This window comes from Rhizomicrobium sp., from assembly GCF_056722145.1.
Map to the genome: position 1 here is coordinate 1 of NZ_JBWZET010000294.1, position 25833 is coordinate 25833.

Below are 25833 nucleotides of genomic sequence, written 5' to 3' on the forward strand. Positions count from 1 at the left end.
GGATAATCCAGGATGTTCCAGAAGCCGTGCTGCATGAAGCGCATGTCGCGATAGGGCGAGCTCAGCGCCAGCGGCGACTTGAAGTAGTCGTTGAAATACGGAAACAGCGGATTGCCGGTCACCTCCTGCATTTTCAGCATCCAGTAACCGGCGCCGGCGAAGAACCCGGCGATGCCGCCGACGGCGCCTGCCGCCAGTCGCGTCAGCAGGTGCGTGCGCGAACCGCCGACGGCGATCAGGGCGGCGGCAAATCCCATCGCATAGGGTGCCATCGGCAACTTGAGGCCGGCAGCGAAACCGGTGAGAAGGCCGGCCAGCCCGCACCATTTGGCGACCGCGAGAAGCGGGCCTTCGGCCATCTCGCGGCGGCGGATGACGATGATGGCAAGTCCGGTCAGGGTGAAGACCGACAGCGCATTGTCGTAATAGTGCGTGCCGTAGAGCGTCAGCATCATGCCGCCGGTCATGCCGAAGAACGACAGCGCCGCCGCCGCCAGTTCCCGGTCGGCCGTTTTCAGGCACGAGCGCGCCATCAGGTACATCGGCACGATGTTGAGCGCCTGGATGAACCCCAGGACGGTGATCGCGAACCACGACGTCGTGTAGCGGGCCAGAAGGTAGAACGGCACGTCGGAGAGCGGGTTGTAGTAGCTGCCCTGGTGCGCCACAGCGATGTCGACCGGCAAACGGTTGTTGAGGAGCTGGTAGGGGATGTACCAGTGATAGTTGCGGAAATCCCAGGACGTGTCCTTGCCCAACCAGACCGTGTAGGCGGTCCAGATCAGGAGCGAGGCGCCGAGAAACGCCTTTTCGGCCGGCGTGAGGCGCTCAGCCTGGGTGAAATTACTGCCTGCTTGCATGAATACGACCGCGCGCCGAAGCAACCGGCAACCGTTCTAGCGCATTTTGCCGCCGCGGAAGAGTGGGGCTTATGGCTCGTGGTCGATGGCAATGTTGGACAGGAACTGCTCGGTGCAGGCCCGCCAGCTGTTGCGGACGGCAAATGCCCGGGCGTCGTCGCGGCTGATCGTCAATGCGGTGCGGCAGGCCATGGCAAGGTCGTCGTCCAGCGCCCCGACCGGGGCAGCGCCGATGACGTCGGCCGGACCCTGGACCGGGTAGGCGGCCACCGGCGTGCCGCAGGCCAGCGCCTCCAGCATGACAAGGCCGAAAGTGTCGGTCTTGGACGGAAATACGAACACGTCGCTGCCGGCATAGGCTTCCACCAGCGCCTCGCCGGCGCGGGGCCCCAGGAACTTCGCCTCGGGATAGGTTTTGGCCAGGGCGGCGCGCGCCGGACCGTCGCCGACCAGCACCTTGGTGCCGGGCAGGTCGAGCTTGAGGAACGCCTCGATATTTTTCTCGATCGCAATCCGGCCGACATAAAGCCACACCGGACCGGGATAGGGCAGGTGGTAGCCGGGATGGGGGTGGAACTGCTCGGTATCGACCCCGCGCGACCAGATTTTCAGGTTCTTGAAGGCGTGGCTTTCGAGTTCCCGCTTCAGGGCGGGGGTCGCCACCATCATGGCGGTGGCGGGTCCATGGAACCAGCGCAGGAAGCGATAGACCGCCTCTTCGCGGATGAAGGGAAAGCGCGCCGTCACGTATTCCGGGAACCGGGTGTGGAACGAGGTCGTGAACGGAATGTCGTACTGCAGGCAGACCTTGCGGGCGCCAATGCCGAGCGTGCCTTCGGTGGCGATGTGGATCGCGTCGGGCGCGAAGTCGCGGATTTCCTGTTCCAAGGTGGCTTGGGCAAACAGCGACAGGCGGATTTCCGAATAGGTCGGCAGTGGCACCGTCGTGCGCCCCTCCGGCGTGACATAGCGAACTTCGTGGCCAAGCGCCCGCAGTTCCTTGCCCAGCATCTCGAGCGTCCGCACGACGCCGTTGACCTGGGGTGACCAGGCATCGGTGACGATCATCACCTTGAGCGGCTCTTGGAGCGCAGCATGCCATTCGGCCTGGCCGATACCCGCAGGCATTGGCCGCCGTTCCCGTCGTCTACGCGGGTATAAGCGCAGCTTCACCTTCGGCGTCCGCGATGACGCCGGCAGGATCGTCCTGAGGAGCGGATGTTGCCCAGCGCAGAATCTCCAAATGTCCGCGCCCATCTTCGACAAGGGCTGTGCAGCTTTCAACCCAGTCTCCGTCGTTGAGATACAGAATGGTTCCGATGCGGCGGATTTCCGCGTGGTGGATATGGCCGCACATCACGCCGTCGACACCTTTCGCCGCGGCGGCCCGCGCCACCATGTCTTCATAGCGCGAGACGTATTCGACGGCGTTCTTCACCGCCCGTTTCAGGCACGCCGACAGCGACCAATAGGGCAAGCCGGCGCGGCGGCGCAGCTCGTGCAGCCGGTCGTTCAACGCCAGCGCGAAACTGTAGGCCCGGTCGCCGATGTGGGCGAGCCATTTGGCATAGCCGATCACGGAATCGAACACGTCGCCGTGCAGCACCCAGAGCTTCTTGCCGTCGGCGGTTTCGTGGATGGCATCCGCGGCGATCTCGATGCCGTTGATGGTTCGCCCGACATAGCGGCGGAGGAATTCGTCGTGATTGCCCGGAATGTAGACGACGCGGGTACCCTCATCGGCCTTCTTGAGAATTTCCTGGATCACGCGCGTCTGGTCCGCGGTCCAATACCAGCGACGCTTGAGTTGCCAGCCGTCGATGATGTCGCCGACCAGATAAAGCGTGTCGCAGCTGTTCAAGGCGAGGAAATCGGCCAGCAGCTCGGCTTTACAGCCGCGGGTGCCGAGGTGGACGTCGGAGACGAACATGGTGCGGTGCCGGCGGGCCATCGGCGTGGCGGCTGGACCCGGTTTGCTGCCGCGATCGCCGTCGGGCAGTTTGAGGAACGCCAAAACTCGCCAATCGCGCACAGCCATGGGACCAGTCCTTGCGATTCGTTCGCTGTTGTTGTGCCTACCCCCCGAACGCGAAAATCTTTTTGCAGATGCGCAACAGTGATGTGACTCCGGTGCTGTTGATTCCAGTCCGTATAATAACGGTTCGCAAATTCCGCAGTGCACAACGGTGCAGCGCACAATGCCTAAGTAATATGCAGATATGAAATTATTGCGACATTACAATGGCTTCAACTTCTGAACTTCGATCATTCCGGAGCTTAAAATACCCTTGCAGACAAGCAGCCGGACTGGCATATTGTTGCAGCGCGGTAGTTCCTACCGCGGCCCTTCCTGGGCGTTTCCTCCCTGAACTTGGCCGCTCCTCCGGGAGCGGCCTTTTTTCTTTAAGCCGCAGTGCCTCTCGGGTGCGCATGGCGCGATTACGGGCAGCTATTCCGCCGCTTCGGGGCGGGAGGGCCGCAGCTGTGTGGTGTCGATTGCTAACAGCTGGCGCAACGCAGCAGTGATGCGCCCCTTGATGCCGGCAAAGCGGGCCGCCTTGGTGACCGCCTCTTCGTCGAGATACAGAGCGCGATTGATTTCGATTTGCAGCGCATGCACGCCGACGTCGCGCCGGGCGTAGAGGTGCGTGGTGTAGCCACCGGCATAGGGCGCGTTGCGGGCAGTGGCGAAGCCTTGTGCTGAGAACGCGCGCTCGACGTGGCGGATCAGGGCGGGAGTGGCGGCGGTGCCGTGGCAATCGCCGAACACCATTTCGGGTACGGCAGGAATCGAAGGCATCGAATGGCAGTCGATCACCACCACGCAGCCGAAGCGTTGCCAGGTTTCTTCGACCAGCGTTGCCAATGCTGCATGATAGGGTCGGTAGAGCAGCGCAAGACGTCGTTCGGCTTCGCCGGGATCGAGCCGGCCGCGATAAATCCCGATGCCGTCGCGCACCACCCGCGGGATCACGCCGAGGCCGGCCTGCACGCGCGGTCCCGGGGTTTCGACCGCAACCTCGAGCGGCGCATCGAACATGTCGGGGTCGAGTTCGCCGGGCGCCCGGTTGACATCGACATAGGCGCGCGGAAATTCGGCGGTGACGAACGGGCAGCCGAACTCGACTACGGCGCCGAACAGTTCGTCGACGTAAGCGTCCTCGGAGCGGCGCAAGGCCAGCGGCGACAAGGCGCTGGCGGTGACAAAATCCTGCGGATAGGTCCGGCCCGAATGCGGCGAGGCAAAAACGAACGGAAGGCGCTGCACTGGCGGGCGGACCAGCCGCACCGGGCTTTTCTCCAGGCGGGCGAGGACTGGATCGGTCGAGGATGGGGCGGACATGCTCACGTCCCGAGTGGACCATTAACCCGGTGCGTCATCAAGCGCCGTGCGCGCGGCGGGTTAAGGTCGATAAGGACAAATGCTTGCCCTGGGCGGCGTTAACCGGCATTTACGGAAGTGCGATTATAGGCTTTAGTTCGTTCGGGCGAGGCGGCGTATGGCGCACATCCTATTGGTCGAAGACGACGAGTCCCTGCGCAAGTTCCTGGCGCTGGCGTTGACGCGCGCCGGTCACGACGTGTCGGATTACGGCGACGGCCAGGATGCCTGGTCGACGCTGAAGCAAACCGCCTTCGACCTGCTGCTGACCGATATCGTCATGCCCGGCATGGACGGCATCGAACTGGCCAAGCGCGCCGCCGAAATGAATGCCGCGATGAAGATCATGTTCATCACCGGTTTCGCGGCGGTAGCGCTGCATCCGGCCTCCAACGCGCCCAAGCAGGCCAAGGTGCTGTCGAAGCCCTTCCACCTGCGTGAGATCGTGGCCGAAGTCGAACGCATGATGGCGGCCTGATCGCGTTCCCCTGCCGACAAGTACCGAACCGCGTGAACGCGAAACGGGCTCGCCTTTGACGTGAGCCTGCCGCATTCGCTCCGCAATGACGCCGTCAACCGCGCTCAGCCTTTTGTCGTTCCGGCGAGAGACGCTCGCCTTCCGCGAGACTCCCGTCAGGACCGTCAGGGACCCTTCGGTCCCTCATGATTGGGGGAGGCAAGCATGCAACACGTTCAAGCCAAAGCGGCGCAAGGGCGCTTTTCCAAGCGCGCCGTGGGTCTGTTGTTCGCCGGTCTGCTGCAGGCCGGTTTCGTCTGGGCGTTGGTGGCAGGGTTGGACATCAAGCTCGGAAGTGTCGTCACCGATCCCTTCAAAGTCAGCATCGAACGCGAACCGACCAAGCCGCGGACACCGCCGCCTGCCGGGCCGCAGATCGAGCTCAGGGAGGTCGTCGTGCCGGAGCCCAAGTTCGTCGTCGATGAGGGCCAGGAACGGCCCACGGCGCCGACCGACTTCACTACCGGGATCCGTCCGAACCCGCCCGCCGGGCCGGCCGACCATGGTCCGCTGACGCTCGTGGGAACCCACACTATTCCTCCTTACCCGGCGATGGACGTTCGTCTCGGCAATGAGGGAACCGTGCTGCTCCGGCTCACGGTCGGGACCGACGGGCGCGTCGTTGATGCCAAAGTGGTCCGCAGCAGCGGCTCCGACAGCCTCGACCGGGCGGCCCAGAGCTGGGTGATCGGGCGCTGGCGCTATCAGCCAGCGTGGCGCGGCGGCGTCGCTGTCCCGAGTGCTGTCGATGTCGCGGTCAAGTTCAGCCTGAAGAACGCCGGCTGACTTGCGTTTCCCGCCGGGCGGAGGTTATACACCCAGCCCCGTCTGGCGGGCGGTTAGCTCAGCGGGAGAGCACTACCTTGACATGGTAGGGGCCATAGGTTCGATCCCTATACCGCCCACCACCTTGATTCCAAAAGGAAATTCGTCGTTTTCGGAATCAAGGTGGGATGATGGATTTAAGAGAATCTTGAGAGTATCCGGCGCCAGCTCCTCCCCACGCGCAGGATTATTCAATTCAGTAATGAAATCCTCGATAGCGACCGGAGATAGGTCGAATGGCGCCTCAGGGCCGCGTGTCGGGCCGTTTGGTCCCGATAGGAGGCGGCAGCATCGGCATCGCGTTGACAAAATCTCTCAATTCACTTTGTCATCGCCGGTCCTTCCGATGATGCGCTCGGCCGCTACCAACGCTGCACCGACGACCTGGTCCATATTGTAGTAGCGGTATTGTGCCAGCCGCCCCACGAACGACACGTTCGGCAGCGTTGCAGCCAGCGCCTCGTAGCGCTTGAACAGTGCCTCGTTTTCCGCCTGCGGCACCGGATAATAGGGCTCGCCTGAGGCCTGCGGATATTCGCGCACAATCGAAGTGCCGCTGTGCGCCTGTCCGGTCAGGTGGCGGAATTCGGTGATGCGGGTGAACTCGAAGTCGTTGGGGTAATTGATCGTCCCGGTTTCCTGGAATCTCGCTGTATTCGGCAGATGTTGGTGCTCGAAGTTGAGACTGCGATAGGGCAGGGCGCCGAAGCGCCGGTCGAAGAAGGCATCGATCGGGCCGCTATAGAAGATATGATCGTAGGCTTCGCAGGCGCCAATCCCGGTGAAGGCGGTGCCGAGCTTTACCGTGATCCGCGGGTTGTCGAGCATGCGTGCGAACATGGCGGTATAGCCACCGGCCGGCATCTGCTGATAGGTGTCGGTGAAATAGCGATCGTCGTCGTTGGTGCGGGTGGGAATTCGAGCCGCGACTCCTGCCATCAGCTGCGACAGATCAAGGCCCCATTGCTTGCGGGTATAGCCGCGGAAGAATTTGTCGCAAAGATCGGGGCCGACACTATTCAGGACGACGTCCTCACTGGTGCGGATGATGGTGCGCGGTTGGCGAACGCGCTCGAAGAAAGCCGCTACCTCTTGCTCCGATAGCGCCAACCCATAGAGGCGGTTGATGGTGGTGCGGTTGAGCGGGAACGGATAGAGCCGGCCGCCGACCGAAGCGCGGACCCGGTGCTCGTAGAAGCGCCAGTCGGTAAAGCGGCTCAAATAATCGAATACACGATGCGAATTGGTGTGGAAGATGTGCGGCCCATAGGGGTGCACCAAAACGCCATGCGCGTCAGTCTCGTCATAGGCATTGCCGCCGATATGGCCGCGCTTGTCGATCACGGTAACATCGGCTCCGGCCTGTGCCAGTCGTTCGGCGCACACGGTGCCCGCATAGCCGGCACCGACGACCAGAACTTTTCGACCCACGAAGTCCTCCTTCACCGGCGAGGCCGGCGTCCGAACCTATTCGAAGGATTACTGCGGCTGCAATGCGCGTTCGATAGCCGCCGCGGGTGATCGCAACGGCACCCTGGTAGGGCCGATCGAATTGTCGGTGTCAACGAGAGGCAGCAACCAGCGGCTCGGCAAAAGCGGAATAAAGCCGACCACTTGTCCCAGAACGATCGCCGGAGTGCGGCTGCGATTTGCCCTCGAACTGGCGCTCACCTTCGGACTCTAGTCGGCGCGGGTGCCGTAGCGTTGCGCCAGCACGGCGCAGACCATCAGCTGGATCTGGTGGAACAGCATCAGCGGCAGGATCATCGGCCCCAGCAGCGCCGGTGGAAATAGGACGCCTGCCATCGGTACGCCGGACGCCAAGCTTTTCTTCGATCCGCAGAACACCACCACCGTTTCGTCGGCGGTGGAAAGGCCGGCGCGGCGCGCGATAGCGGCCGAGAACGCCAGCGCCAAAGCGAGGATTACGGCGTCGAGCGCGACCGTCGTCGCCAAATCGGACAGGCTGTAGCGGTGCCCCAGGCCTTCGATCACGGCGGCGCTGAAGGCGGTGTAGACGACCAAAAGAATGGTGGCGCGATCGACCTTGCCGAGGATCGCCTTGTGACGGGCAACGAAGGCGGCGGTCAGCGGCCGCGACAGGTGTCCGAGCACGAATGGCGCCAGCAGCTGCAGCAGGACAGCGCCCAGCGCGGCAGGTGAAAATCCGCCGCCGGCCCCTCGCAGCAACAGCAGCCCCACTGCGACAGGGGTCAGAAAAATTCCCAGCATGTTGGACGCCGAAGCGCTGCAGACAGCTGCCGCGACGTTGCCGCGCGCGATCGAGGTGAAGGCGATCGAAGACTGCACGGTCGACGGCAGCAGGCAGAGAAACACGATCCCGTCGGCGATGATGGGATTGAGCCATGCACCGCTGATCGCCTTCAGTGCCAGTCCGACGGCGGGGAAGAACAGGAAGGTCGTGCCCAGCGCCAAGCCGTGGATGCGCCAGGCGCCGATGCCCGCGACGATCGCCTGCCGCGACAGCCGGGCGCCGTGCAGGAAGAACAGAAGCGCGATGCCCGCATCGGTCGCGTCCGCCATGATCCGCGCAAACCGCCCGGCAGCCGGGAAGAGCGAGGCCGCTGCCACGGTCGCGATCAGGGCAGCCAGGAACGGATCTAGTCGAAACAGCCTGGTCATGGTTGGCCGTTCTAGGGTCGGACGCACGCCTTGGCAATTCGCTCGTAAATCGGAAATACCAGACCGGAGCGCGCTTTGGCATCTTCCTGCAAAATTCGGCCGCAGCGGCGACGGTTTCGTTCGCAACCATAGTGCTGGTTGCGCTATCACAATTCTTACTTGAGAAAAATCGTCCGGATACGCATCAAACTTGAGTCAGATGATCGCGGCAATCGGACGCTCCTTCCGTAGAAATGCCTAAGGCAGAACTGCCACAGGCATTCGTATTCATGCCACAAAGAAGCCATGAATACGTATGCATGCGGTTGAGCGCTTGAGCGCTGCGGATAATCCTCCCCGCCGAAACAAGTAGCCGGAAAACCCGGTTACGGAATAATTCCCGCCGCGGCTTCGTAAGGGGGGAAAACTGGGAGGGTTCTATGACATTGAAGACTTCGCGCGCGCCTAGCATTCGCGCGGTTCTTGGGACGACGGCGACAAGTTTGGCCGTCCTCATGCTGGCGACAAGCGGCGCATTCGCACAAGAAGCCACTGAAACCGTCACCGTGACGGGCTTCCGCGCCAGTCTCGAAAACACCATCGCGCTGAAGAAGGAATCGACGCAGATCGTCGAAGCCGTCTCAGCCGAGGACATCGGCAAGCTGCCGGACCAGTCGATCGCCGAGGCGATTTCGCGCCTGCCGGGCTTGACCGCCCAGCGCCTTAACGGCCGCGCCCAGGATATCTCGATCCGCGGTCTCGCGCCCGATTTCTCGACCACGCTGCTGAACGGCCGCGAAATGGTGTCGACCTCCAACAACCGTTCTGCCCAATACGACCAGTATCCGGCCGAATTGATGAGCGGCGTCGTCGTCTATAAGACCCCGACTGCCGATCTCATCGGCCAGGGCCTGTCGGGGACGGTCGATATGCGCACGGTGCGCCCGCTCGACTACGACCATACGGTGCTTTCGATCGGTGGCCGCGGCGAAACCGGATCGATGGGCAAGCTGCTGCCGGACGCCAACAAGTACGGCTACCGCGTCAACGCCACCTACATCGACCAGTTTGCCGACGGCAAGCTCGGTCTGACGCTCGGCGTTGCGCTGATGGATTCACCCCAGCAGTTTATCGAATACCAGCCGTGGGGCTACACCAACGGCAATAATCGCACGAGCCTTCCCCCGACGAGCACGGTCGTTGGCGTTCCGTCGGCCGATCTTCTCGTCGGCGGCGCCAAGTGGCAGGCCAATACCGACGACCTGCGGCGCAATTCCGCGATGGCCACGCTGCAGTATCGCCCGAACGAAAACCTCGAATCGACGATCGACTTCTTCTTCACCCAGTACAAGGATGCGCAACAATTCGTCCGCGACGAATCTCCGCTCTACGGCTGGGGCGGTGACTCGTATGGTCGTGGCATCGATCTGGCGCCGGGCTTCACGGTGACGAATGGTTTCGTCACGGCCGGCAAGTACGTCACCTATCTCAACACCGATCCGGTCAATCCCTACAGCTCCGGTGTCAAGGCCGTGCTGCGCCAGGAAATGGACCGCCACAACAACAACCTTTTCGCTATCGGCTGGAAGAACGTTTACACCGCCGGCCAGTGGACGCTGACCGCGGACGTGGCGCACTCCAACGTCCAGCGCAAAGACCAGTGGTTCGAAGCCTATGCTGGCACCGGCAGGTCGGGCGCTGGTGCTACCGACCAGATGAGCTTCGTCGTCGGCCAGGATAACGTCGAGCGGGTCACCGGTTCGCAGCTGAACTATGGTGATTTCAACACCATGCTGCTGACCTCGTCGCAGGGCTGGGGCAATCCTCCGGGTGGCCAGGACGGCTATCTCAACTATCAGCACGTCCGCGACCATCTGACCACCGCCAAGCTGGCGGCGGAATACGACGCCAAGTGGGGCCCGATCGCGAAGCTCAGCTTCGGTCTCAACTACTCGAACCGTCACAAGTCGATGACGCCCGAGGAATACTTCATCGTCACCTCTGCCAATAACAGCGCTCCGGGCCACAACGTCTCGACTGCGGTGCCCGACAAGTATCGCTTCGGCGACGCGCACGGCCTGTCGTATTTCGGCATCCCGAGCATGATTTCCTGGGACTCGGAATCGATGCTGCGTGACGGCCTCTACGTGAAGTTGCCGTGGACCCATGCCGACGTCGAGACCAAGGGCTGGGAAGTCGACGAAATGACCTACACCGCCTATGTCCGCGCCGACATTGACACCTCGGTCGCCGACATTCCGGTGGTCGGCAACGCCGGCATCCAGTTCGTCGAAACCCACCAGAGTTCCGATGGCTGGGCCGCCAATCCGTCGGTGGTCGGCGTCGAGCAGCAGCTGCACGACCAGACCAACTACGGACAGCCGCTGCCGAGCATCAACCTGACGGCCAAGCTCGACGAGAACAACCAGATCCGTCTCGGCGTTGCCCGCGAACTCGTGCGGGCCCGAATGGACCAGATGTCGGTTTCCAATGAGTTCAACTTCAACGACGCCAATAACGCCTTCTACTTCGTCAACCCGTCGGTACCGGTTGATATGGTCAACAAGGGCGTCTGGGGCGGCAGCGTCGGCAATGCCCGGCTGAAGCCCTGGCTCGCCGAAGCGCTCGACGTTTCCTACGAGTACTATTTCGGCCGCGCCGGTTACCTGTCGGTCGCAGGCTTCCACAAGATGCTGGAAAGCTACATCTACCAGAAGAGCGAGCTCTATAACTTCACGGGCTTCGATTACACCGGTCCGATCGCGCCGGTCACCCGCTCGGGTCTGGTCACCCAGTATGTGAACGGCAAGGGTGGTCGCATCTCTGGCTTCGAAGTCAGCTTCGCGGTCACGGGCGATATGTTCTCCGACTACCTCGACGGCTTCGGCGTCACCGGCAACATGTCGTACACCGACTCCTCCATTAAGCGCGATCCGAACGACCCCAAGGGACCGCTCGAGGGTCTGTCCAAGCTCGTCAACAACGTGACGATCTACTACGAGAACAACGGCTTCTCGGTCCGCCTCAACGACAGCTACCGCTCGAAGTTCCTCGGTGAAGTGACCGGCTTCGGTGCGTCTCGCGAACTCACCATGATCCGGCCGCAGTCGTGGCTCGACGGCCAGATCGGCTACGAGTTCCAGGGTGGCTCGATGAAGGGGCTTTCGGTGCTGTTCCAGGTCAACAACATCCTGAACCAGTCCCAGATCTCCTATCTGCGGTTCAACAGCGATCTCAACGATTCCCGTGAGGTTCACGACTATCAAAAGTACGGCACGACCTTCCTGTTCGGCGTGACCTACAAGATGAACTGATAGCGAGTACATGATACCCTCGCCGGCCGCAAAACGCCGGCGGGGGTTCTTTCTAACCTGACGGCGGCAGCCGGGAGATTTTCTATGCGGAAGCTTGCGCCGCTGGCGTTTGCCGCTCTTGCACTGACCTCGATGACATCGCCTGCCGGAGCGCAAGTGTCGGCACTTTCGGAACTGCGCAACCGCGCCCCGGAAGACGAGATCATCTATTTTCTGCTTCCCGACCGCTTCGAGAACGGCGATACTTCGAACGACCGTGGCCATCTCAAGGGCGACCGCCTCAAGACCGGATTCGACGCGACCTCGAAGGGGTTCTACAACGGTGGCGACTTCAAGGGTGTCTTGAAGCGTCTCGATTACATTCAGTCGCTGGGCGCCACGGCGGTGTGGCTGGCCCCGGTGTTCAAGAACAAGGCGGTGCAGGGCGATCCCGGTAATGAGTCAGCTGGCTATCACGGCTACTGGATCACCGACTTCAACCACGTCGATCCCCACTTCGGCACAGATGCCGAGTTCAAGAAGCTGGTTGACGCCGTGCATGCGCGCGGCATGAAATTCTACATGGACATCGTCGTCAACCACACGGCGGACGTTATCAAGTACGTCGAGTGCCCGAAACAAATGGACTGTCCATACCGCTCGCCGGCGGACTATCCTTATACGCGGCGGGGCGGGGTGCACGGCGCACCGATCAATGACGGCTTTGCCGGCGATGCGGTTCAGACCGAGGCCAACTTCGCCCGTTTGACCGATCCGAACTACGCCTACACGGTGGTTGTGCCCAAGGGCGAAGAGCACACCAAGACGCCGGATTGGCTCAACAATCCGATCTATTACCACAACCGCGGCAACACCACGTTCGACGGCGAGAGCGCAACGCGCGGCGATTTCGTCGGTCTCGACGACATCATGACCGAGAATCCCGTGGTCGTGAAAGGCATGATCGAGATCTTCGGTGGCTGGATCGACAATTACGGCGTCGATGGCTTCCGCATTGATACGGCGCGCTTCGTCAACCCCGAATTCATGCAGGCCTTCGTGCCGGCTATGCTGGCGCGGGCCCGCGCCAAGGGCATCAAGAACTTTCATATCTTCGGCGAAAACATCTCCGGCGAAGTTGGCGCCCAATCGCTGCAAGCCCTGCACACCCGAGTGGACGGTCAGCCTTCAGTGCTCGATTTTGCCTTCGCCATCACCGTGAAGAACACGCTGGCGGGTGATCACGGTACGGTCGATTTTGCCCACCTGTTCGAGAACGATCCGCTCTACGAGGGCGGCGCGATGGCGGCGATGAGCCTGCCGACGTTCGTATCCAACCACGATGCCGGACGCTTCGCGTGGTATGCGCGGATGGCATTCCCGAACGCGAGCGACGACGAGATTCTCAAGCGTGTGAGCTTGGCGCACGCCATGATGTTCACGATGCGCGGTGTTCCCACCGTCTATTACGGCGACGAACAGGGCTTTGCCGGGATCGGCAACGACATGAGCGCGCGCGCCGACATGTTCCCGTCCAAGGTCAAGGAATACAACGAAACTCCATTGGTCGGCACCAGCCGCACCACGGCAACGTCGAGCTTCACCACCGATCATCCGCTCTATCGCACGATCCAGGAACTTGCCCGTCTGCGTCTGGAAAATCCGGCGTTGCGGCACGGCCGTCAGATCGTGCGGAACTATTCTGATAAGCCGGGGTTGCTTGCGATTTCGCGCATCGATCCGGCGACCGGCCGCGAAATTCTTATCGCCTACAATACGTCAACGAAGCCGCTGGAGGCCCAAGTCGAAGTCGACACGGCGTCACGCAAGTTTGTCTCGCTGCATGGCGGTTGCATCTCCTCGCCGGATGCGCCGGGCAGCTATCATGTTTCCCTGAAGCCCCTCGATTATGTGATTTGTGCGGTTCGTCCATGAGTAGTTTATCGGCCTGTTTGTTCGACCTCGATGGTGTCATTGTCGACACCGCGAAATACCATTTCATCGCTTGGCGGCAGATCGCGCGTGAACTCGGCTTCGAGTTCACTGAAAAGGACAACGAGCGGCTGAAAGGTGTTTCGCGTACGCGTTCGCTGGAGATCCTGCTCGAAATCGGTGGGCTGGCGCTCGACACCGCGACCAAGGTTGCCATCGCCGAGAAGAAAAACGCACTTTATCTTTCGTATGTGATGAAGATGACTCCTGCCGAGATTCTTCCCGGAGCTGACACCTTCCTGGTGGAGTGCCGCAAGGCGGGTCTCAAGACCGCGCTCGCGACCGCCAGCCGCAACGCGGCCGTGATCATCGACCTGTTGAAGATTGCGTCCCTGTTCGACGCGGTAGTGGACGGCAACAAGGTGACCCACACCAAGCCGGACCCAGAGGTCTTCCTCAACTGCGCCACCGAACTCGGCCTTGCGCCGGGTGCTTGCGTCGTATTCGAAGATGCTGAGGCTGGCATCGAGGCGGCGCAGGCGGGCGGTATGCTGGCGATCGGCATTGGCGATCCGGCGATTTTGACCAAGGCCGACCTGGTGGTGGCGGGATTGGGCGAACTTTCCCTCGCACGTGTGCGCATGGCTTGGGACAACAAGAAAAACACGGTGGCGACGCCATGACGAGCAAAGCAGTCTGCGATGAATGGTCGGTGATCGAGGAAGGCTTCGACCCCGAACGCCATGAGGCCTGCGAGAGCCTGTTTGCCATCGGCAACGGTCATATGGGCCAGCGCGCCAATTTCGAGGAGCGCTACAGCGGGCCCACGCTGCAGGGAAGTTACATCGCCGGCATCTATTATCCCGACAAGACCCGCGTCGGCTGGTGGAAAAACGGCTATCCCGAATATTTCGCCAAGGTGCTGAATGCGCCCCGTTGGATCGGCGTCGACGTGACGGTGAACGGGGCCGAACTCGATCTTTTCACCTGCCCGGTGGAGGGATTTCGCCGTGAACTGGACATGCGCCGCGGTCTTCTCACCCGCGAGTTCATCGCCAGCGTTGGTGGTGCGAGGGTCAAGGTCACGGCGCAACGTTTCGTTTCGATGGCGCGGCCTGAAATCGGCGTCGTGCGCTATGCGATCACCGCGCTGTCCGACGTTGCGCTGACGCTTTCCGGCTGTCTCGACGGCAACGTCAAGAACCTCGACTCCAACTACGACGAGACCTTCTGGAACATCCTGGCGAGCGATGCCTCGCCGCCCGGCGGCGTCCTGCTTGCCCAGACCAAAAAACTCGATTTCCGCGTCGGGATGGCGATGCGACTGACCTGCGATGCTGGTGCCGAACCGACAGCCGTGGGGCGGGCGGGTTATGTCGCCAACCAATTCGCGGTCGCGCTCAAGGCGGGCAAAACCGTGACGCTGACGAAATACGTCGCCGTCTTGACCAGCGAAGATCACGCCCGCGATAAGCTGCAGGCCGCGGCGATGGATGCGGCGGATTCGGCCGAAACGGTCGGCTTCGACATGCTCTTGGCAGAACACGTCGCCAAATGGGCCGATGTCTGGAGCCATTCCGATATCGTCATCGAAGGCGATACGGCGGCGCAGCAGGGTATCCGCTTCAACATCTTCCACTTGAACCAGACCTATACCGGCGAAGACGAGCGGCTGAATATCGGCCCCAAGGGCTTCACGGGCGAGAAATACGGCGGCTCGACCTATTGGGACACGGAGGCGTTCTGTATCCCATTCTACGTCTCGACCGCGCCGTCGCGGGTGACGCGAAACCTGCTCATCTATCGCTACAAGCATCTCGGCAAGGCGATCGAGAATGCGGAAAAGCTCGGCTTCCAGGACGGCGCCGCGCTCTATCCGATGGTCACGATGAACGGCGAAGAATGCCACAACGAGTGGGAGATCACCTTCGAGGAGATCCACCGCAACGGTGCCATCGCGTTTGCCATCTACAACTACGTCCGCCACACCGGTGACGAAGCCTATCTTGCCGAGTTCGGCCTTGAAGTGCTGATCGGCATCGCGCGTTTCTGGGCGCAGCGCGCCACCTTCTCGCCCCAAAAGGGCAAGTACGTCATCCTCGGTGTCACTGGTCCCAACGAATACGAAAACAACGTCAACAACAACTGGTACACCAACGTGATGGCGTGCTGGTGTCTCGACTACGCCCGCGAGGCCCTTGCCATCGTCGAAAAAACCGCGCCGCGGCGACTGGCCGACATCATCGCCAAGACGCATCTGGATCGTGCCGGCGAAACCACGCTATGGACCGCGATCAGCGCCGGCATGTATTTTGCCCATGATGCGGAGCGCCGGATCTTCCTGCAGCAGGACGGCTATCTCGACAAGGAGCCGGTCACCACCGACGACATCGATCCGAACGAACGTCCGATCAACCAACATTGGAGCTGGGACCGCATCCTGCGCTCGCCGTTCATCAAGCAGGCCGATACCCTGCAGGGCATGTATCTGTTCGAAGAGCGCTTCGACAACGACACCTTGAAGCGCCATTTCGATTTCTACGAAGCCCGCACGGTGCACGAATCCTCGCTGTCGCCTTGCATTCATACCGTGCTCGCGGCCAAGCTCGGCATGATGGACAAAGCCTATGCGCTGTACCTCAGGACGTCGCGTCTCGATCTCGACGACTACAACCATGAGGTCGACGAGGGCCTGCACATCACGTCGATGGGCGGCTCATGGCTTGCCATCATCGAAGGCTTCGGCGGCAAACGCGTCATCGACGGCAAGCTGTCGCTCAATCCGCAGATGCCGTCGGGCTGGAAGCGCTATGCCTTCCGCCTGTTGTGGAAGGATCAGCCGGTGGAAGTGTCGGTGACGCGTGATGCGGTTGAAATCCTCTATCGCGGTCCCAGTTCAATCACGGTCTCGGTTTGGGGCAAGGAACACGCCCTTGTTCCGGGTATCGTGAAAAGCGTCGTTCGCGAGAGCGCCCGTCTGGTGCGGGCCTGACGGCGATGTGGCGTTGGCTGGCCGCTTTGCTGATGGTTGTCGCCGCCGAAGCTGGCCCCGGCACGCTCCTGGCGCCCGAAATGATGGCGTCCGGCGCCGGCCCGATGGTCGTCACCGTCTGGCTGCCTCAGGGTTACGACGGCGCTACGGCGCGTTATCCTGTGCTTTACATGCAGGACGGGCAGAACCTGTTCGACGGCGCCCGGCGGGCAACGTCATGGAACCGTCAAACCTGGGGTGTCGATACGGTCGCGGCCGAGTTGATTACGACGGGCAAGATCCCGCCCATCATAATTGTCGGCATCGATCATCGCGGTGCGGAGCGCGGCCGCCAGTATTACCCTCAAGCGGCGTACGAGCGTCTCGATTCGGCCATCCGGCAAAATCTTGGTCCGGCGCCGTTTTCCGACGCCTATCTCGCGTTCCTGGTGAATGTGCTGAAACCGGTCATCGACGGCCGCTATCGTACAGAGCGCGAAACCAGCTTCATCATGGGTTCGAGCATGGGCGGGCTGGTTTCGCTCTATGGCCTGGCGGAATATCCCCGGGTGTTCCGCGCTGCAGGGTGCCTTTCGACTCATTGGCCCATGGCGATTCCCGGTACCGCGGTATCGAATGAGCCGCTTTTCGCAGCCTATGAAGGCTATTTGCGAGACAAACACCTTAGGCCGGGACGTATCTGGTTCGATCACGGCACTGTCGGTCTCGACGCCGCCTATGGCCCGTACCAGGATCGCATCGATTCGCTTTTGGTTCAGCAAGGTTGGAAACCCGGCATCGACTTCGTCTCCAAGACGTATCCCGGCGCCGACCATAGCGAGGAGGCGTGGCGGGCGCGTTTGGGTGAATCGCTTCAGTTTCTGCTGGGAAATAACTGAACGCAGCCGCTGCATTTGTGCATCAGTGTGGCCCTCTCGCGTTTGTGCGTATTGCCTCGCCTCCCCAAACATGTGCCATAGTGGGGTTGGAGGGCTTGGTATGGAAAGCGTCGGGGACGAAAAGCTTCGCGCACACGAACGGCCGACATCGTTCGACATCGCCTATCGTGCAGGCGTGTCGCAGTCGACGGTCTCGCGTGCCTTGCGGGGCGATCCCAATGTCAACGAGGAAACGCGCCGCAAGATCGAGGCGATCGCGCGCGAGTTGAAGTACAAGGTCGACAAAAACGCCTCCAATCTCCGCCGCCAGCGTTCCAACACCATCGCGGTCCTGTTCTTCGAAGATCCCAGTCCCGATCCGTCGCAGATCAATCCATTCTACCTGTCGATGTTGGGATCGATCACCCGTGCCTGCGCCAAGCGCTCGTTCGATCTGCTGATCTCGTTCCAGCGGAACGCCCAGGATTGGAACGAGGACTATGAGGATTCGGGCAAGGCCGACGGATTGATCCTGCTCGGCTATGGCGACTATCTCACCTATCGTCTGCACCTCGAACAGTTGGTGGCGCAAGGCACGCGCTTCGTGCGGTGGGGCGCGGTCCAGGAAGGCCAGCCGGGCCTTTCCATCGGCTCCGATAACTTCCAGGGCGGCCGTCTCGTCACCGACCATCTGATCGGCCTGGGGCGGCGCTCGATCGCCTTCCTTGGCGATGCTTCCAATCACTATCCCGAATTTTCCGAGCGTTATCGTGGCTTCCTCGCAGCGATGGAAGCCGCCGGGATCGAGCCCGGGCCGCAGATCGATGCGGTCAGTTCCGAGGAATCCGGCATGGCCGCGGCAGCGCGCCTGATCGCCAGCGGGTTCAAGTTCGACGCCATCGTTGCCGCCAGCGATCTCATTGCCGCGGGAACGCTGCACTGGCTGCGCGATGCCGGTATCGACGTGCCGCGCGATGTGTCGCTGACCGGCTACGACGACATTCCCGCCGCCAGCCTGGTCAATCCGCCGCTGACCACCGTGGCGCAGGATACCTGGCTCGCCGGCGAGACGCTGGTCGGCACGCTGCTGAAGCAGGTTGCTGGCGAAGCGGCGGAGAACCAGGTTCTCCCCGCCAAGCTGATCGTGCGTCGCTCCTGCGGCGCCAAGCGCTGATCAGGCCTTTTCTTTCGGCAGCCGCAGCACCAGGACGCCGGAAATCAGGAAGCAGACCCCGCCCAGCGCCAGGATGTGGATCGCGCTGTCGTGGAACGCTACTTTCAGGATGAAGCCGAGCACGCTTGCCGCGATCAACTGCGGGATCACGATGAAGAAATTGAAGATGCCCATGTAGACCCCCATGGTCTTGGCCGGCACGCTGTCCGAGACGATGGCGTATGGCATCGACAGGATCGAGGCCCAGGCAAAGCCGACACCCACCATCGAGGCGAGCAGCCATACCGGATCGTGGACAAACAGGAACGACAACAGGCCGGCGCCGCCGAGCCAGACGCTGATAAGGTGCGTCCAGCGCCGCCCCAGCGTGCGTGCCATCGTCGGCAGCACGACGGAGGCCAGCGCCGCGAAGCCGTTATAGGCCGCGAACAGGACGCCGACCCAGTTGGCGCCCTCGTTGTAGGCGACGGATTTGGTGTCCATTGAATGGTAGAAGGTCTGGGCGACGGCGCTGGTCGAATAGAGCCACATCGCGAACAGCGCAATCCAGGAAAAGAACTGCACCGGCGCCAGCATTTTCATCGCCGCGGGCATGGTTTCGACGTTGCGCATGATGGCCGAGAACAAGCCTTTGGGCTCGCCTGGGCGTTGCAGCAACAGCGCGATTCCCCAAACGGCGGCGCCGGCCCACAATAGATAAAGCTGCTTGTCGAGCGTGAAACCGTACATCTGTTGGAACCGGTCGGCAAAATGGCGCATCGCCCAGAACCCGGCAATGCCGATGACCAGCCAAAGAGCACCCCAGCCGCGCTTGGGGGCTCCGGCTGGGGGAAGTTCCGGGGAGGCATCGTCGAACGCTTCGAGTTCTTCAGGCGGATACTCGCGGGTCGAAATCACCGTCCACAGCACCGTGATAAACAGCACGACCGCGCCGAGGAAAAACGAATAGCGCACGGTATCGGGCACGACGCCGGCCGGGGCGGTGTTGGCGATGCCGGCCTTCTCGAACAGCCAGGGCAGGGCACTCGCCACCACCGCGCCGGTGCCGATCAGGAAGCTCTGCATGATGAAGCCGGTCGGCCGCTGATGGGTCGGCAACTGGTCGCCGACGAAGGCCCGGAACGGCTGCATTGAGGTGTTTATCGAACCGTCGAGGATCCACAGCATCACCGCCGCCACCCACAGGAATGGGGACATCGGCATGAAAAGAAGGGCCGCCGAGGATAGGAGGGCTCCGACCAACAGATACGGCCTGCGGCGGCCAAGTTTCGTCCACGTACGATCCGACAAATAGCCGACCAGCGGCTGGACGATGAGGCCGGTCAGCGGCGCGGCGATCCACAAAATCGGGATGTCGTCGATCTTTGCACCGAGGGTCTGGAAGATGCGGCTGACGTTGGCGTTCTGCAGCGCGAATCCGAACTGCAGGCCAAGGAACCCGAAGCACATGTTCCAGATCGCGAAAAAGCTGACGCTCGGTTTTCTGGCGACCGGCGCCCCAGTCAAGCTGGGGGTGACGCTTGGCATGTTTTTGTTCTCTGAGCCGTTTCTTCCCGGCCCGGAGTGTACGCCGGCATCGGCTGGGGGCAATCGGGGGGCCCCCACCTTGCATACGTATGTTGCCCGAACGGCTCGCGCCGGCGCGTCAGTTCCGCCGCATACCGACGAAAACGAAGCCGAGGCCGGCAACCAGCAGGATCACGCCGCCCACGGTGGGGAACGAGATGACGTGGCTTTCCTTCTTGTCGACCTGGAGCGGCCCGGCCTTCACAACCGGCTCGGTGTCGGTATAGCGAACCTGCCCGAAGGCGAGTGCCGCCACGCCCAAGATCGCCAGCAAGGCACCGATCAACACCATTCCACGCATCAATCCGCTCCGCTCCACGAGGTCCGGGTAGGAACGCGCGGCCTGAGTTCGCGTTCCGCCTCAGTCGGCGGGGCGCGCGGCGAAGCCGGCGAGGATTTCGGCAAACCAGCGTGCCGCGGTCAGGGCGCCGATGGAGCCGACGTCGAGGCTGGGGTCGAATTCGGCGAGGTCGACGACGCGGACTTTGGGGTGGGCGGCGATGAGCCGGGCGGCGGCGAAAAAGTCCTGCACTGCGATACCACCGGGGCGTGCACCTGGGGCGGCCGGCATCTGGGCGCGATCGATGACATCGATATCGAAATCGACATAAATCGCGTCGCATACCTTCGCGAGGCGGGCGAGTTCGAGTTCCACAACGGCGACGAAGCCGCGCCTGCGGCAGTCGCGCGCGGTACGTATGGCAATGCCGGCCGCCAGGGCTTTGGCGTGCGCCTTGGCGGTGTTGGCGAAGGGTAGAAGCCCGATCTGGCTGATGTGCTCGCCGGCCAAGCCATCCTCAAGCAGGGCTGCGATGGGGTTGCCATTGTTGAGCCCGCCGTCGGTATCGCGCAGGTCGAAATGGGCATCCAGGGTGATGAGGCCGACGCGCTGAAGCGATGTGTCGAGCCCATGCACGCCCGGACGTGTCACCGCATTATTGCCGCCGACGAGAATGGTGAGCGGGCGGTCGGCATATTCGGCCACAGCGCTCGTGATCGGGGCGAACGCATCTGCCGGCGTGCAATCGGCGACCGCAATGTCGCCAGCATCGAACACGGCAAAACCCGACAGGTCGGTCCCGGTTTCGAGATCGTAGACGCTCATCCGCCGCAGGGTTTCGCGCAACACGCTTGGCGCCAGATCGCAGCGGCCGGGCGTAATCGACTCGCGGTGAAGCGGCGCACCGATCAACGCCACAGGAGCGCCGGGGTGGGTGCCGAGCACGTCACGAACCGAATGCCAGCGCTTGTTTTCGGACATTTCCGGCGCGTCGGCTCTGGTTTTGGGCATGGAAGATTATCCTCGTTTCCCAGCCTGCAGGATGTATCGTCACCGGCCCCGACAGGATCATCAGCGATGTGGGACATCTTACTCACGGACTGCCGCGCCGCCACCATGGATTCGGCGGGTACCATCGACGATGCCGCGATCGCGATCGAAGCCGGACGCCTTGCCTATGTCGGGCCGCGCACCGCGTTGCCGCCTAACGATGCCCGCAGGACGCGTGCGCTCGGTGGCGCCTGGGTGTTGCCGGGCTTCATCGATTGCCACACCCATCTCGTCTATGCCGGCAACCGCGAACACGAGCGCGACTTGCGCGCGGCGGGGTTGAGCTACGAGGACATCGCCAGGGCCGGCGGCGGCATCATGGCGACGGTGCGCGATACCCGTGCCGCCGACGAAGACGCTCTGACCGAAACGGCGCTGGTGCGGGCGAAGGCGATGGCACGCGAGGGTGTCACCACGGTCGAGATCAAGTCAGGTTATGGCCTCGACCTCACCAACGAGTTGAAGATGCTGCGGGCGGCCGCCCGGGTCGGCGAAGCGGCGGGACTGCGCGTTTGCCGGACCCTGCTTGGCGCCCATGCGCTGCCGCCGGAGTTTGCCGCTGATCGTGATGGCTATGTGCGCCTCATCATCGACGAGATGATCCCAACCGTGGCGCGCGAACATCTCGCTGAGGCGGTGGACGTGTTCTGTGAAACCATCGCCTTCACGCCGGCGGAGACCGAACGTCTCTTCGCGGCGGCAAAGGCGCACGGGTTGCGGGTGAAGCTTCACGCCGACCAGCGTTCCGATCTCGGCGGCGGGGCGTTGGCGGCAAAGCACCATGCCCTGTCGGCCGATCATCTCGAGCATCTGAGTGCGGCGGGTGTTGCGGCGATGGCAGCGGCCGGAACCGTCGCGGTGCTGCTGCCCTATGCCTTCCATCATCTTGGCGATACCCATCCGCCGCCGATCGAGGCCTTGCGCCGCGCCGGTGTGCCGATTGCGGTGGCGACCGATTGCAACCCCGGCACCTCGCCGATCCAGTCGCCGCTGCGCCTGAAAGAGATCGCCGAAACCGTATTCGGCCTGACGCCTTCTGAGGTGTTGGCGGGGATGACCGTCAATGCTGCCCGCGCTTTGGGGATAGCGGCTGAAACCGGCAGTCTTGCGGTCGGCAAATCCGCCGATCTTGCGGTTTGGGACATTGCCGATCCCGCCGACTTGTCCTATGGCCGCAGTCATCTCGTCGGGCGCTGGCTCGGCGGCACGGAGGTTTTCCATGACTGACAATGCCCGCATCATCCGGGCTCCGCGCGGGCCCGAAAAGAGCTGCAAGACCTGGGACGCGGAAGCGGCCTTGCGCATGCTGATGAACAATCTCGATCCCGAGGTCGCCGAACGGCCACAGGATCTGGTCGTCTATGGCGGCATCGGTCGGGCGGCGCGCAATTGGCTGGCGTTCGACCGCATCGTGGCGGCGCTGAGGGCGCTCGAGCCGGACGAAACGTTGCTGGTCCAGTCGGGCAAGCCGGTCGGCGTGTTCCGTACCCATGCCGGCGCCCCTCGGGTGCTGATCGCCAATTCCAATCTGGTGCCGCATTGGGCGACCTGGGAGCATTTCCGCGCCCTCGATCGCCATGGCCTGATGATGTACGGCCAGATGACCGCCGGCTCGTGGATTTACATCGGCAGTCAGGGAATTGTACAGGGTACGTACGAAACCTTTGCCGAAATGGGCCGGCGCCATTACGGCGGCGACCTCGCCGGCCGCTGGATTTTGACCGCCGGGCTCGGCGGCATGGGTGGAGCGCAGCCCTTGGCCGCGACAATGGCCGGCGCTTCCATGCTGGCGGTGGAATGCCAGAGGAGCCGCATCGAGAAGCGGCTCGAAACCGGATACCTCGACGTCGCCACCGACAATCTCGACGAAGCCTTGCGCACCATCGCCAAATCGGTGTGGGACAAGGCGCCGGTCTCGGTGGGGCTCGTCGGTAACGCCGCGGAAGTGTTGCCAGAGCTGGTGCGCCGCGGCATCAAGCCGGATGCGGTGACCGACCAGACCAGCGCGCACGATCCGGCCAACGGCTATCTGCCGGAAGGCTGGACGCTGGCGGAATGGGAAGACCTCCGCGCCAAAGAGCCGGAACGTGTCGCCGCCGCCGCGCGCGCGTCCATCGCCAAGCATGTGCAAGCGATGCTGGCGTTTGCGGCGCAAGGCATTCCGACCTTCGACTATGGCAATAACATCCGGCAGGTGGCGAAAGACGAGGGCGTTTCCAACGCCTTCGACTTCCCCGGTTTCGTGCCCGCCTATATTCGTCCGCTGTTCTGCCGCGGCATCGGTCCGTTCCGCTGGGCGGCGCTGTCGGGCGATCCCGAAGATATTTACCGCACCGACGAGGCGGTGAAGGCGCTGTTTCCGGAAAACGCCTCGCTGCATCGCTGGCTCGACATGGCCAGGAACCGCATTCAGTTCCAGGGCCTGCCGGCGCGCATCTGCTGGCTCGGTCTCGGCGAACGCCACAAGGCCGGGCTCAAGTTCAACGAAATGGTGGCCAGCGGCGAACTCAAGGCGCCGATCGTCATTGGTCGCGATCATCTCGATTCCGGCTCCGTGGCAAGTCCCAACCGCGAAACCGAAGCCATGCGTGACGGCTCCGATGCGGTCTCCGACTGGCCGCTGCTCAATGCTTTGCTCAACACCGCCTCGGGCGCGAGCTGGGTGTCGCTTCATCACGGCGGCGGCGTCGGCATGGGCTTCTCGCAGCATGCCGGCGTGGTGATCGTCGCCGACGGCACCGCGGACGCCGCCGAACGACTCGCCCGGGTGCTGTGGAACGACCCGGCGACCGGGGTGATGCGCCATGCCGATGCCGGCTACGACAGCGCTGCTGCGACGGCTCGTGCTCAAGGTCTCAACCTTCCTTCCCTCGGAGATGCGTCATGAAAATCGGTGAACCGCTGAGCCTGGGCGACCTGCGCGGCATCTTCGAAACGGCGCCGAAACTCGAATTCACGCTCGAGGCCTTTGCCCGCATCGACCGCGGTGCCAAAGCCATTGCCGACGTCATCGCCTCGGGCGCCACGGTCTACGGCGTCAACACCGGCTTCGGACTCCTCGCCAACACCGAAATCCCCAAGGACGATCTGGTCGCGCTGCAGCGCAATCTGGTGCTGTCGCACGCCTGCGGCGTCGGTTCCCATCTTGCCGATGAGATCGTACGGCTGATCCTGGTGTTGAAGATCGCCTCGCTGTCGCGCGGCGCGTCGGGTATCCGGCGCGAGACCGTTGCCGCGCTGGCGCGCCTCGTCGAAGCGGAAGTCTATCCGTGCATTCCGTCCAAGGGCTCGGTCGGTGCGTCAGGTGATCTTGCACCGCTGGCGCATCTGTCCGGCGTGCTGCTCGGCATCGGTTCGGCGCGGGTCGCGGGCCGTGTCGTGCCGGCGGCCGAAGCGCTTGCCACTGCCGGACTGGCGCCGATCACGCTGGGGCCAAAAGAAGGCCTCGCCCTCCTGAACGGCACCCAGGTCTCCACTGCCATTGCGCTCGCCGGCCTGTTCGAGACCGAAAAAGTGTTCACCGCGGGAATCGTCGCCGGTGCGATGTCGACCGATGCCTTCAAGGGCTCCGACACGCCGTTCGACGCCCGCATCCATGCGCTGCGCGGCCAGCCCGGACAGATCGCCACTGCCACCATGCTGCGCAGCTTGATGCACGGCTCAGAAATCCGCGAATCCCATCGCGCCCCCGGCGACGACGGCAAGGTGCAGGACCCCTATTCGTTCCGCTGCCAGCCGCAAGTGATGGGCGCCGTGCTCGATGTCTTGCGCGCTGCCGCCAAGACGCTGCAGATCGAAGCCTCGGGCGTCACCGACAATCCCTTGGTACTCGACGACGGCACCGTGGTGTCAGGCGGCAATTTCCACGCCGAACCGGTGGCGCTCGCCGCCGACCAGATCGCGCTCGGGCTCTGCGAGATCGGCAATATTTCCGAACGGCGCACTGCCATCCTGGTCGATCCGAAAATGAGCGGACTGCCGGCATTCCTGGTCAAAGAGTCCGGCCTCAACTCAGGCTTCATGATCGCCCAGGTCACGGCGGCGGCGCTGGTGGCGGAGAACCGCATGCATTCCCATCCCGCCTCCGTCGACACCGTGCCGACCAGCGCCAATCAGGAAGACCATGTCTCGATGGCCACCCACGGTGCCCGCCGCCTTCTCGACATGGCCGACAATGCCGCCAGCGTCGTGGCGATCGAACTGTTGGCGGCCTGCCAGGGGCTCGATTTCCGCCGGCCGCTGCGCAGTTCCGCCAAACTCGAACGCGCGGCACAGGAAATCCGCGCCCTGGTCAGGCCCTACGAGCGCGACCGCTATTTCGCGCCGGACATTGAAGCCATCACCGGCCACGTCAAAACCGGCGCCTTCACCGGCCTTGTCGGCGATATTTTCTAGAACTTCTGGCTGATGGTGATCGAGATGAATCGCGGTTTGGTCGGCAGGATGTAGGGCTCGTAGCCGCAGACCTGGGTCGTGCAATAGG

19 protein-coding genes, 1 tRNA gene and 1 pseudogene are annotated in these 25833 nt (G+C 62.7%); 12 read left to right on the forward strand and 9 right to left on the reverse strand.

What is annotated here, in order from left to right; all coding sequences use genetic code 11:
- From AC1P6P_RS15140 to AC1P6P_RS15155, 4 genes and pseudogenes are all read right to left on the reverse strand, one after another.
- A pseudogene (locus tag AC1P6P_RS15140) lies at positions 1-860 on the reverse strand (hypothetical protein); the annotation flags it as partial.
- Between the two features lie 69 nt (positions 861-929).
- Entirely contained in the window at positions 930-1988 is a 1059-nt protein-coding gene (locus AC1P6P_RS15145; RefSeq protein ID WP_481403275.1) for a glycosyltransferase family 4 protein, read from the reverse strand.
- A gap of 19 nt (positions 1989-2007) precedes the next feature.
- Positions 2008-2898, reverse strand: a complete 891-nt coding sequence (locus AC1P6P_RS15150) for a UDP-2,3-diacylglucosamine diphosphatase (RefSeq protein ID WP_481403276.1) — start codon at positions 2896-2898, stop codon at positions 2008-2010.
- 411 nt (positions 2899-3309) lie between these two features.
- Positions 3310-4203, reverse strand: coding sequence for an N-formylglutamate amidohydrolase (locus AC1P6P_RS15155; protein WP_481403277.1), 894 nt, complete (start codon positions 4201-4203; stop codon positions 3310-3312).
- A gap of 157 nt (positions 4204-4360) precedes the next feature.
- Here AC1P6P_RS15155 and cpdR point away from each other — a divergent pair, with 157 nt between their 5' ends.
- The 3 genes from cpdR (at position 4361) to AC1P6P_RS15170 (ending at position 5667) form a co-directional block, all read left to right on the forward strand.
- Positions 4361-4720, forward strand: coding sequence for a cell cycle two-component system response regulator CpdR (gene cpdR / locus AC1P6P_RS15160; RefSeq protein WP_481403278.1), 360 nt, complete (start codon positions 4361-4363; stop codon positions 4718-4720).
- Positions 4721-4924: 204 nt separating this feature from the next.
- The gene (locus AC1P6P_RS15165) at positions 4925-5545 is read left to right on the forward strand and encodes an energy transducer TonB (protein WP_481403279.1); all 621 of its coding nucleotides are present in this window, start codon (positions 4925-4927) and stop codon (positions 5543-5545) included.
- A 47-nt stretch (positions 5546-5592) separates the two neighbouring features.
- Positions 5593-5667 (forward strand) — tRNA-Val (locus AC1P6P_RS15170).
- Positions 5668-5899: 232 nt separating this feature from the next.
- On the opposite strand, the gene glf is transcribed toward AC1P6P_RS15170, so the two are convergent.
- Both glf and AC1P6P_RS15180 read right to left on the reverse strand, forming a co-directional pair.
- Complete coding sequence (gene glf / locus AC1P6P_RS15175; protein ID WP_481403280.1) at positions 5900-7030, reverse strand: UDP-galactopyranose mutase; 1131 nt, start codon at positions 7028-7030, stop codon at positions 5900-5902.
- Between the two features lie 234 nt (positions 7031-7264).
- Complete coding sequence (locus tag AC1P6P_RS15180; protein ID WP_481403281.1) at positions 7265-8227, reverse strand: bile acid:sodium symporter family protein; 963 nt, start codon at positions 8225-8227, stop codon at positions 7265-7267.
- Between the two features lie 482 nt (positions 8228-8709).
- On the opposite strand from AC1P6P_RS15180, the gene AC1P6P_RS15185 reads away from it, so the two are divergent.
- The 6 genes from AC1P6P_RS15185 to AC1P6P_RS15210 all read left to right on the forward strand — a co-directional run bounded on the left by AC1P6P_RS15185 (position 8710) and on the right by AC1P6P_RS15210 (position 18454).
- Complete coding sequence (locus tag AC1P6P_RS15185; protein WP_481403282.1) at positions 8710-11520, forward strand: TonB-dependent receptor; 2811 nt, start codon at positions 8710-8712, stop codon at positions 11518-11520.
- 84 nt (positions 11521-11604) lie between these two features.
- Entirely contained in the window at positions 11605-13434 is a 1830-nt protein-coding gene (locus AC1P6P_RS15190; protein WP_481403283.1) for an alpha-amylase family glycosyl hydrolase, read from the forward strand.
- The gene (pgmB, locus tag AC1P6P_RS15195) at positions 13431-14114 is read left to right on the forward strand and encodes a beta-phosphoglucomutase (RefSeq protein WP_481403293.1); all 684 of its coding nucleotides are present in this window, start codon (positions 13431-13433) and stop codon (positions 14112-14114) included. Before AC1P6P_RS15190 ends, pgmB begins: the two co-directional genes overlap by 4 nt.
- Positions 14111-16423: a family 65 glycosyl hydrolase domain-containing protein gene (locus AC1P6P_RS15200; RefSeq protein ID WP_481403284.1), complete on the forward strand. Its 2313-nt coding sequence runs from the start codon at positions 14111-14113 to the stop codon at positions 16421-16423. Before pgmB ends, AC1P6P_RS15200 begins: the two co-directional genes overlap by 4 nt.
- Before the next feature lie 32 nt (positions 16424-16455).
- Positions 16456-17301, forward strand: a complete 846-nt coding sequence (locus AC1P6P_RS15205) for an alpha/beta hydrolase (RefSeq protein WP_481403285.1) — start codon at positions 16456-16458, stop codon at positions 17299-17301.
- A 100-nt stretch (positions 17302-17401) separates the two neighbouring features.
- Positions 17402-18454, forward strand: a complete 1053-nt coding sequence (locus AC1P6P_RS15210; RefSeq protein ID WP_481403286.1) for a LacI family DNA-binding transcriptional regulator — start codon at positions 17402-17404, stop codon at positions 18452-18454.
- Here AC1P6P_RS15210 and AC1P6P_RS15215 read toward each other — a convergent pair whose 3' ends face one another.
- The 3 genes from AC1P6P_RS15215 to AC1P6P_RS15225 all read right to left on the reverse strand — a co-directional run bounded on the left by AC1P6P_RS15215 (position 18455) and on the right by AC1P6P_RS15225 (position 21311).
- Positions 18455-19981: an MFS transporter gene (locus tag AC1P6P_RS15215; protein WP_481403287.1), complete on the reverse strand. Its 1527-nt coding sequence runs from the start codon at positions 19979-19981 to the stop codon at positions 18455-18457.
- Between the two features lie 118 nt (positions 19982-20099).
- Entirely contained in the window at positions 20100-20321 is a 222-nt protein-coding gene (locus AC1P6P_RS15220) for a DUF3185 domain-containing protein (protein ID WP_481403288.1), read from the reverse strand.
- A gap of 60 nt (positions 20322-20381) precedes the next feature.
- Complete coding sequence (locus AC1P6P_RS15225; protein ID WP_481403289.1) at positions 20382-21311, reverse strand: arginase family protein; 930 nt, start codon at positions 21309-21311, stop codon at positions 20382-20384.
- 66 nt (positions 21312-21377) lie between these two features.
- Between AC1P6P_RS15225 and hutI the strand changes: the two genes are divergently transcribed.
- The 3 genes from hutI to hutH are packed head-to-tail and all read left to right on the forward strand — an operon-like array spanning position 21378 to position 25745.
- A complete protein-coding gene (gene hutI, locus AC1P6P_RS15230) occupies positions 21378-22577 on the forward strand; it encodes an imidazolonepropionase (protein WP_481403290.1) in 1200 nt (399 codons plus the stop codon).
- A complete protein-coding gene (hutU, locus tag AC1P6P_RS15235; protein WP_481403291.1) occupies positions 22570-24237 on the forward strand; it encodes a urocanate hydratase in 1668 nt (555 codons plus the stop codon). Before hutI ends, hutU begins: the two co-directional genes overlap by 8 nt.
- Positions 24234-25745, forward strand: coding sequence for a histidine ammonia-lyase (gene hutH / locus AC1P6P_RS15240; RefSeq protein ID WP_481403292.1), 1512 nt, complete (start codon positions 24234-24236; stop codon positions 25743-25745). The genes hutU and hutH overlap by 4 nt, the downstream gene beginning before the upstream one ends.
- Positions 25746-25833: the final 88 nt, after the last annotated feature.

Excerpts from the sequence above, each read along its gene's own strand:
- hutI (WP_481403290.1), top strand. The coding sequence starts at position 21,378 with ATGTGGGACATCTTACTCACGGACTGCCGCGCCGCCACCATGGATTCG.
- AC1P6P_RS15155 (WP_481403277.1), bottom strand. The coding sequence starts at position 4,203 with ATGTCCGCCCCATCCTCGACCGATCCAGTCCTCGCCCGCCTGGAGAAA.
- pgmB (WP_481403293.1), top strand. The coding sequence starts at position 13,431 with ATGAGTAGTTTATCGGCCTGTTTGTTCGACCTCGATGGTGTCATTGTC.
- AC1P6P_RS15200 (WP_481403284.1), top strand. The coding sequence starts at position 14,111 with ATGACGAGCAAAGCAGTCTGCGATGAATGGTCGGTGATCGAGGAAGGC.
- AC1P6P_RS15210 (WP_481403286.1), top strand. The coding sequence starts at position 17,402 with ATGGAAAGCGTCGGGGACGAAAAGCTTCGCGCACACGAACGGCCGACA.
- AC1P6P_RS15220 (WP_481403288.1), bottom strand. The coding sequence starts at position 20,321 with ATGCGTGGAATGGTGTTGATCGGTGCCTTGCTGGCGATCTTGGGCGTG.
- AC1P6P_RS15150 (WP_481403276.1), bottom strand. The coding sequence starts at position 2,898 with ATGGCTGTGCGCGATTGGCGAGTTTTGGCGTTCCTCAAACTGCCCGAC.
- AC1P6P_RS15165 (WP_481403279.1), top strand. The coding sequence starts at position 4,925 with ATGCAACACGTTCAAGCCAAAGCGGCGCAAGGGCGCTTTTCCAAGCGC.
- AC1P6P_RS15225 (WP_481403289.1), bottom strand. The coding sequence starts at position 21,311 with ATGCCCAAAACCAGAGCCGACGCGCCGGAAATGTCCGAAAACAAGCGC.
- cpdR (WP_481403278.1), top strand. The coding sequence starts at position 4,361 with ATGGCGCACATCCTATTGGTCGAAGACGACGAGTCCCTGCGCAAGTTC.
- AC1P6P_RS15145 (WP_481403275.1), bottom strand. The coding sequence starts at position 1,988 with ATGCCTGCGGGTATCGGCCAGGCCGAATGGCATGCTGCGCTCCAAGAG.
- AC1P6P_RS15215 (WP_481403287.1), bottom strand. The coding sequence starts at position 19,981 with ATGCCAAGCGTCACCCCCAGCTTGACTGGGGCGCCGGTCGCCAGAAAA.
- AC1P6P_RS15205 (WP_481403285.1), top strand. The coding sequence starts at position 16,456 with ATGGTTGTCGCCGCCGAAGCTGGCCCCGGCACGCTCCTGGCGCCCGAA.
- AC1P6P_RS15180 (WP_481403281.1), bottom strand. The coding sequence starts at position 8,227 with ATGACCAGGCTGTTTCGACTAGATCCGTTCCTGGCTGCCCTGATCGCG.
- hutU (WP_481403291.1), top strand. The coding sequence starts at position 22,570 with ATGACTGACAATGCCCGCATCATCCGGGCTCCGCGCGGGCCCGAAAAG.
- hutH (WP_481403292.1), top strand. The coding sequence starts at position 24,234 with ATGAAAATCGGTGAACCGCTGAGCCTGGGCGACCTGCGCGGCATCTTC.
- AC1P6P_RS15190 (WP_481403283.1), top strand. The coding sequence starts at position 11,605 with ATGCGGAAGCTTGCGCCGCTGGCGTTTGCCGCTCTTGCACTGACCTCG.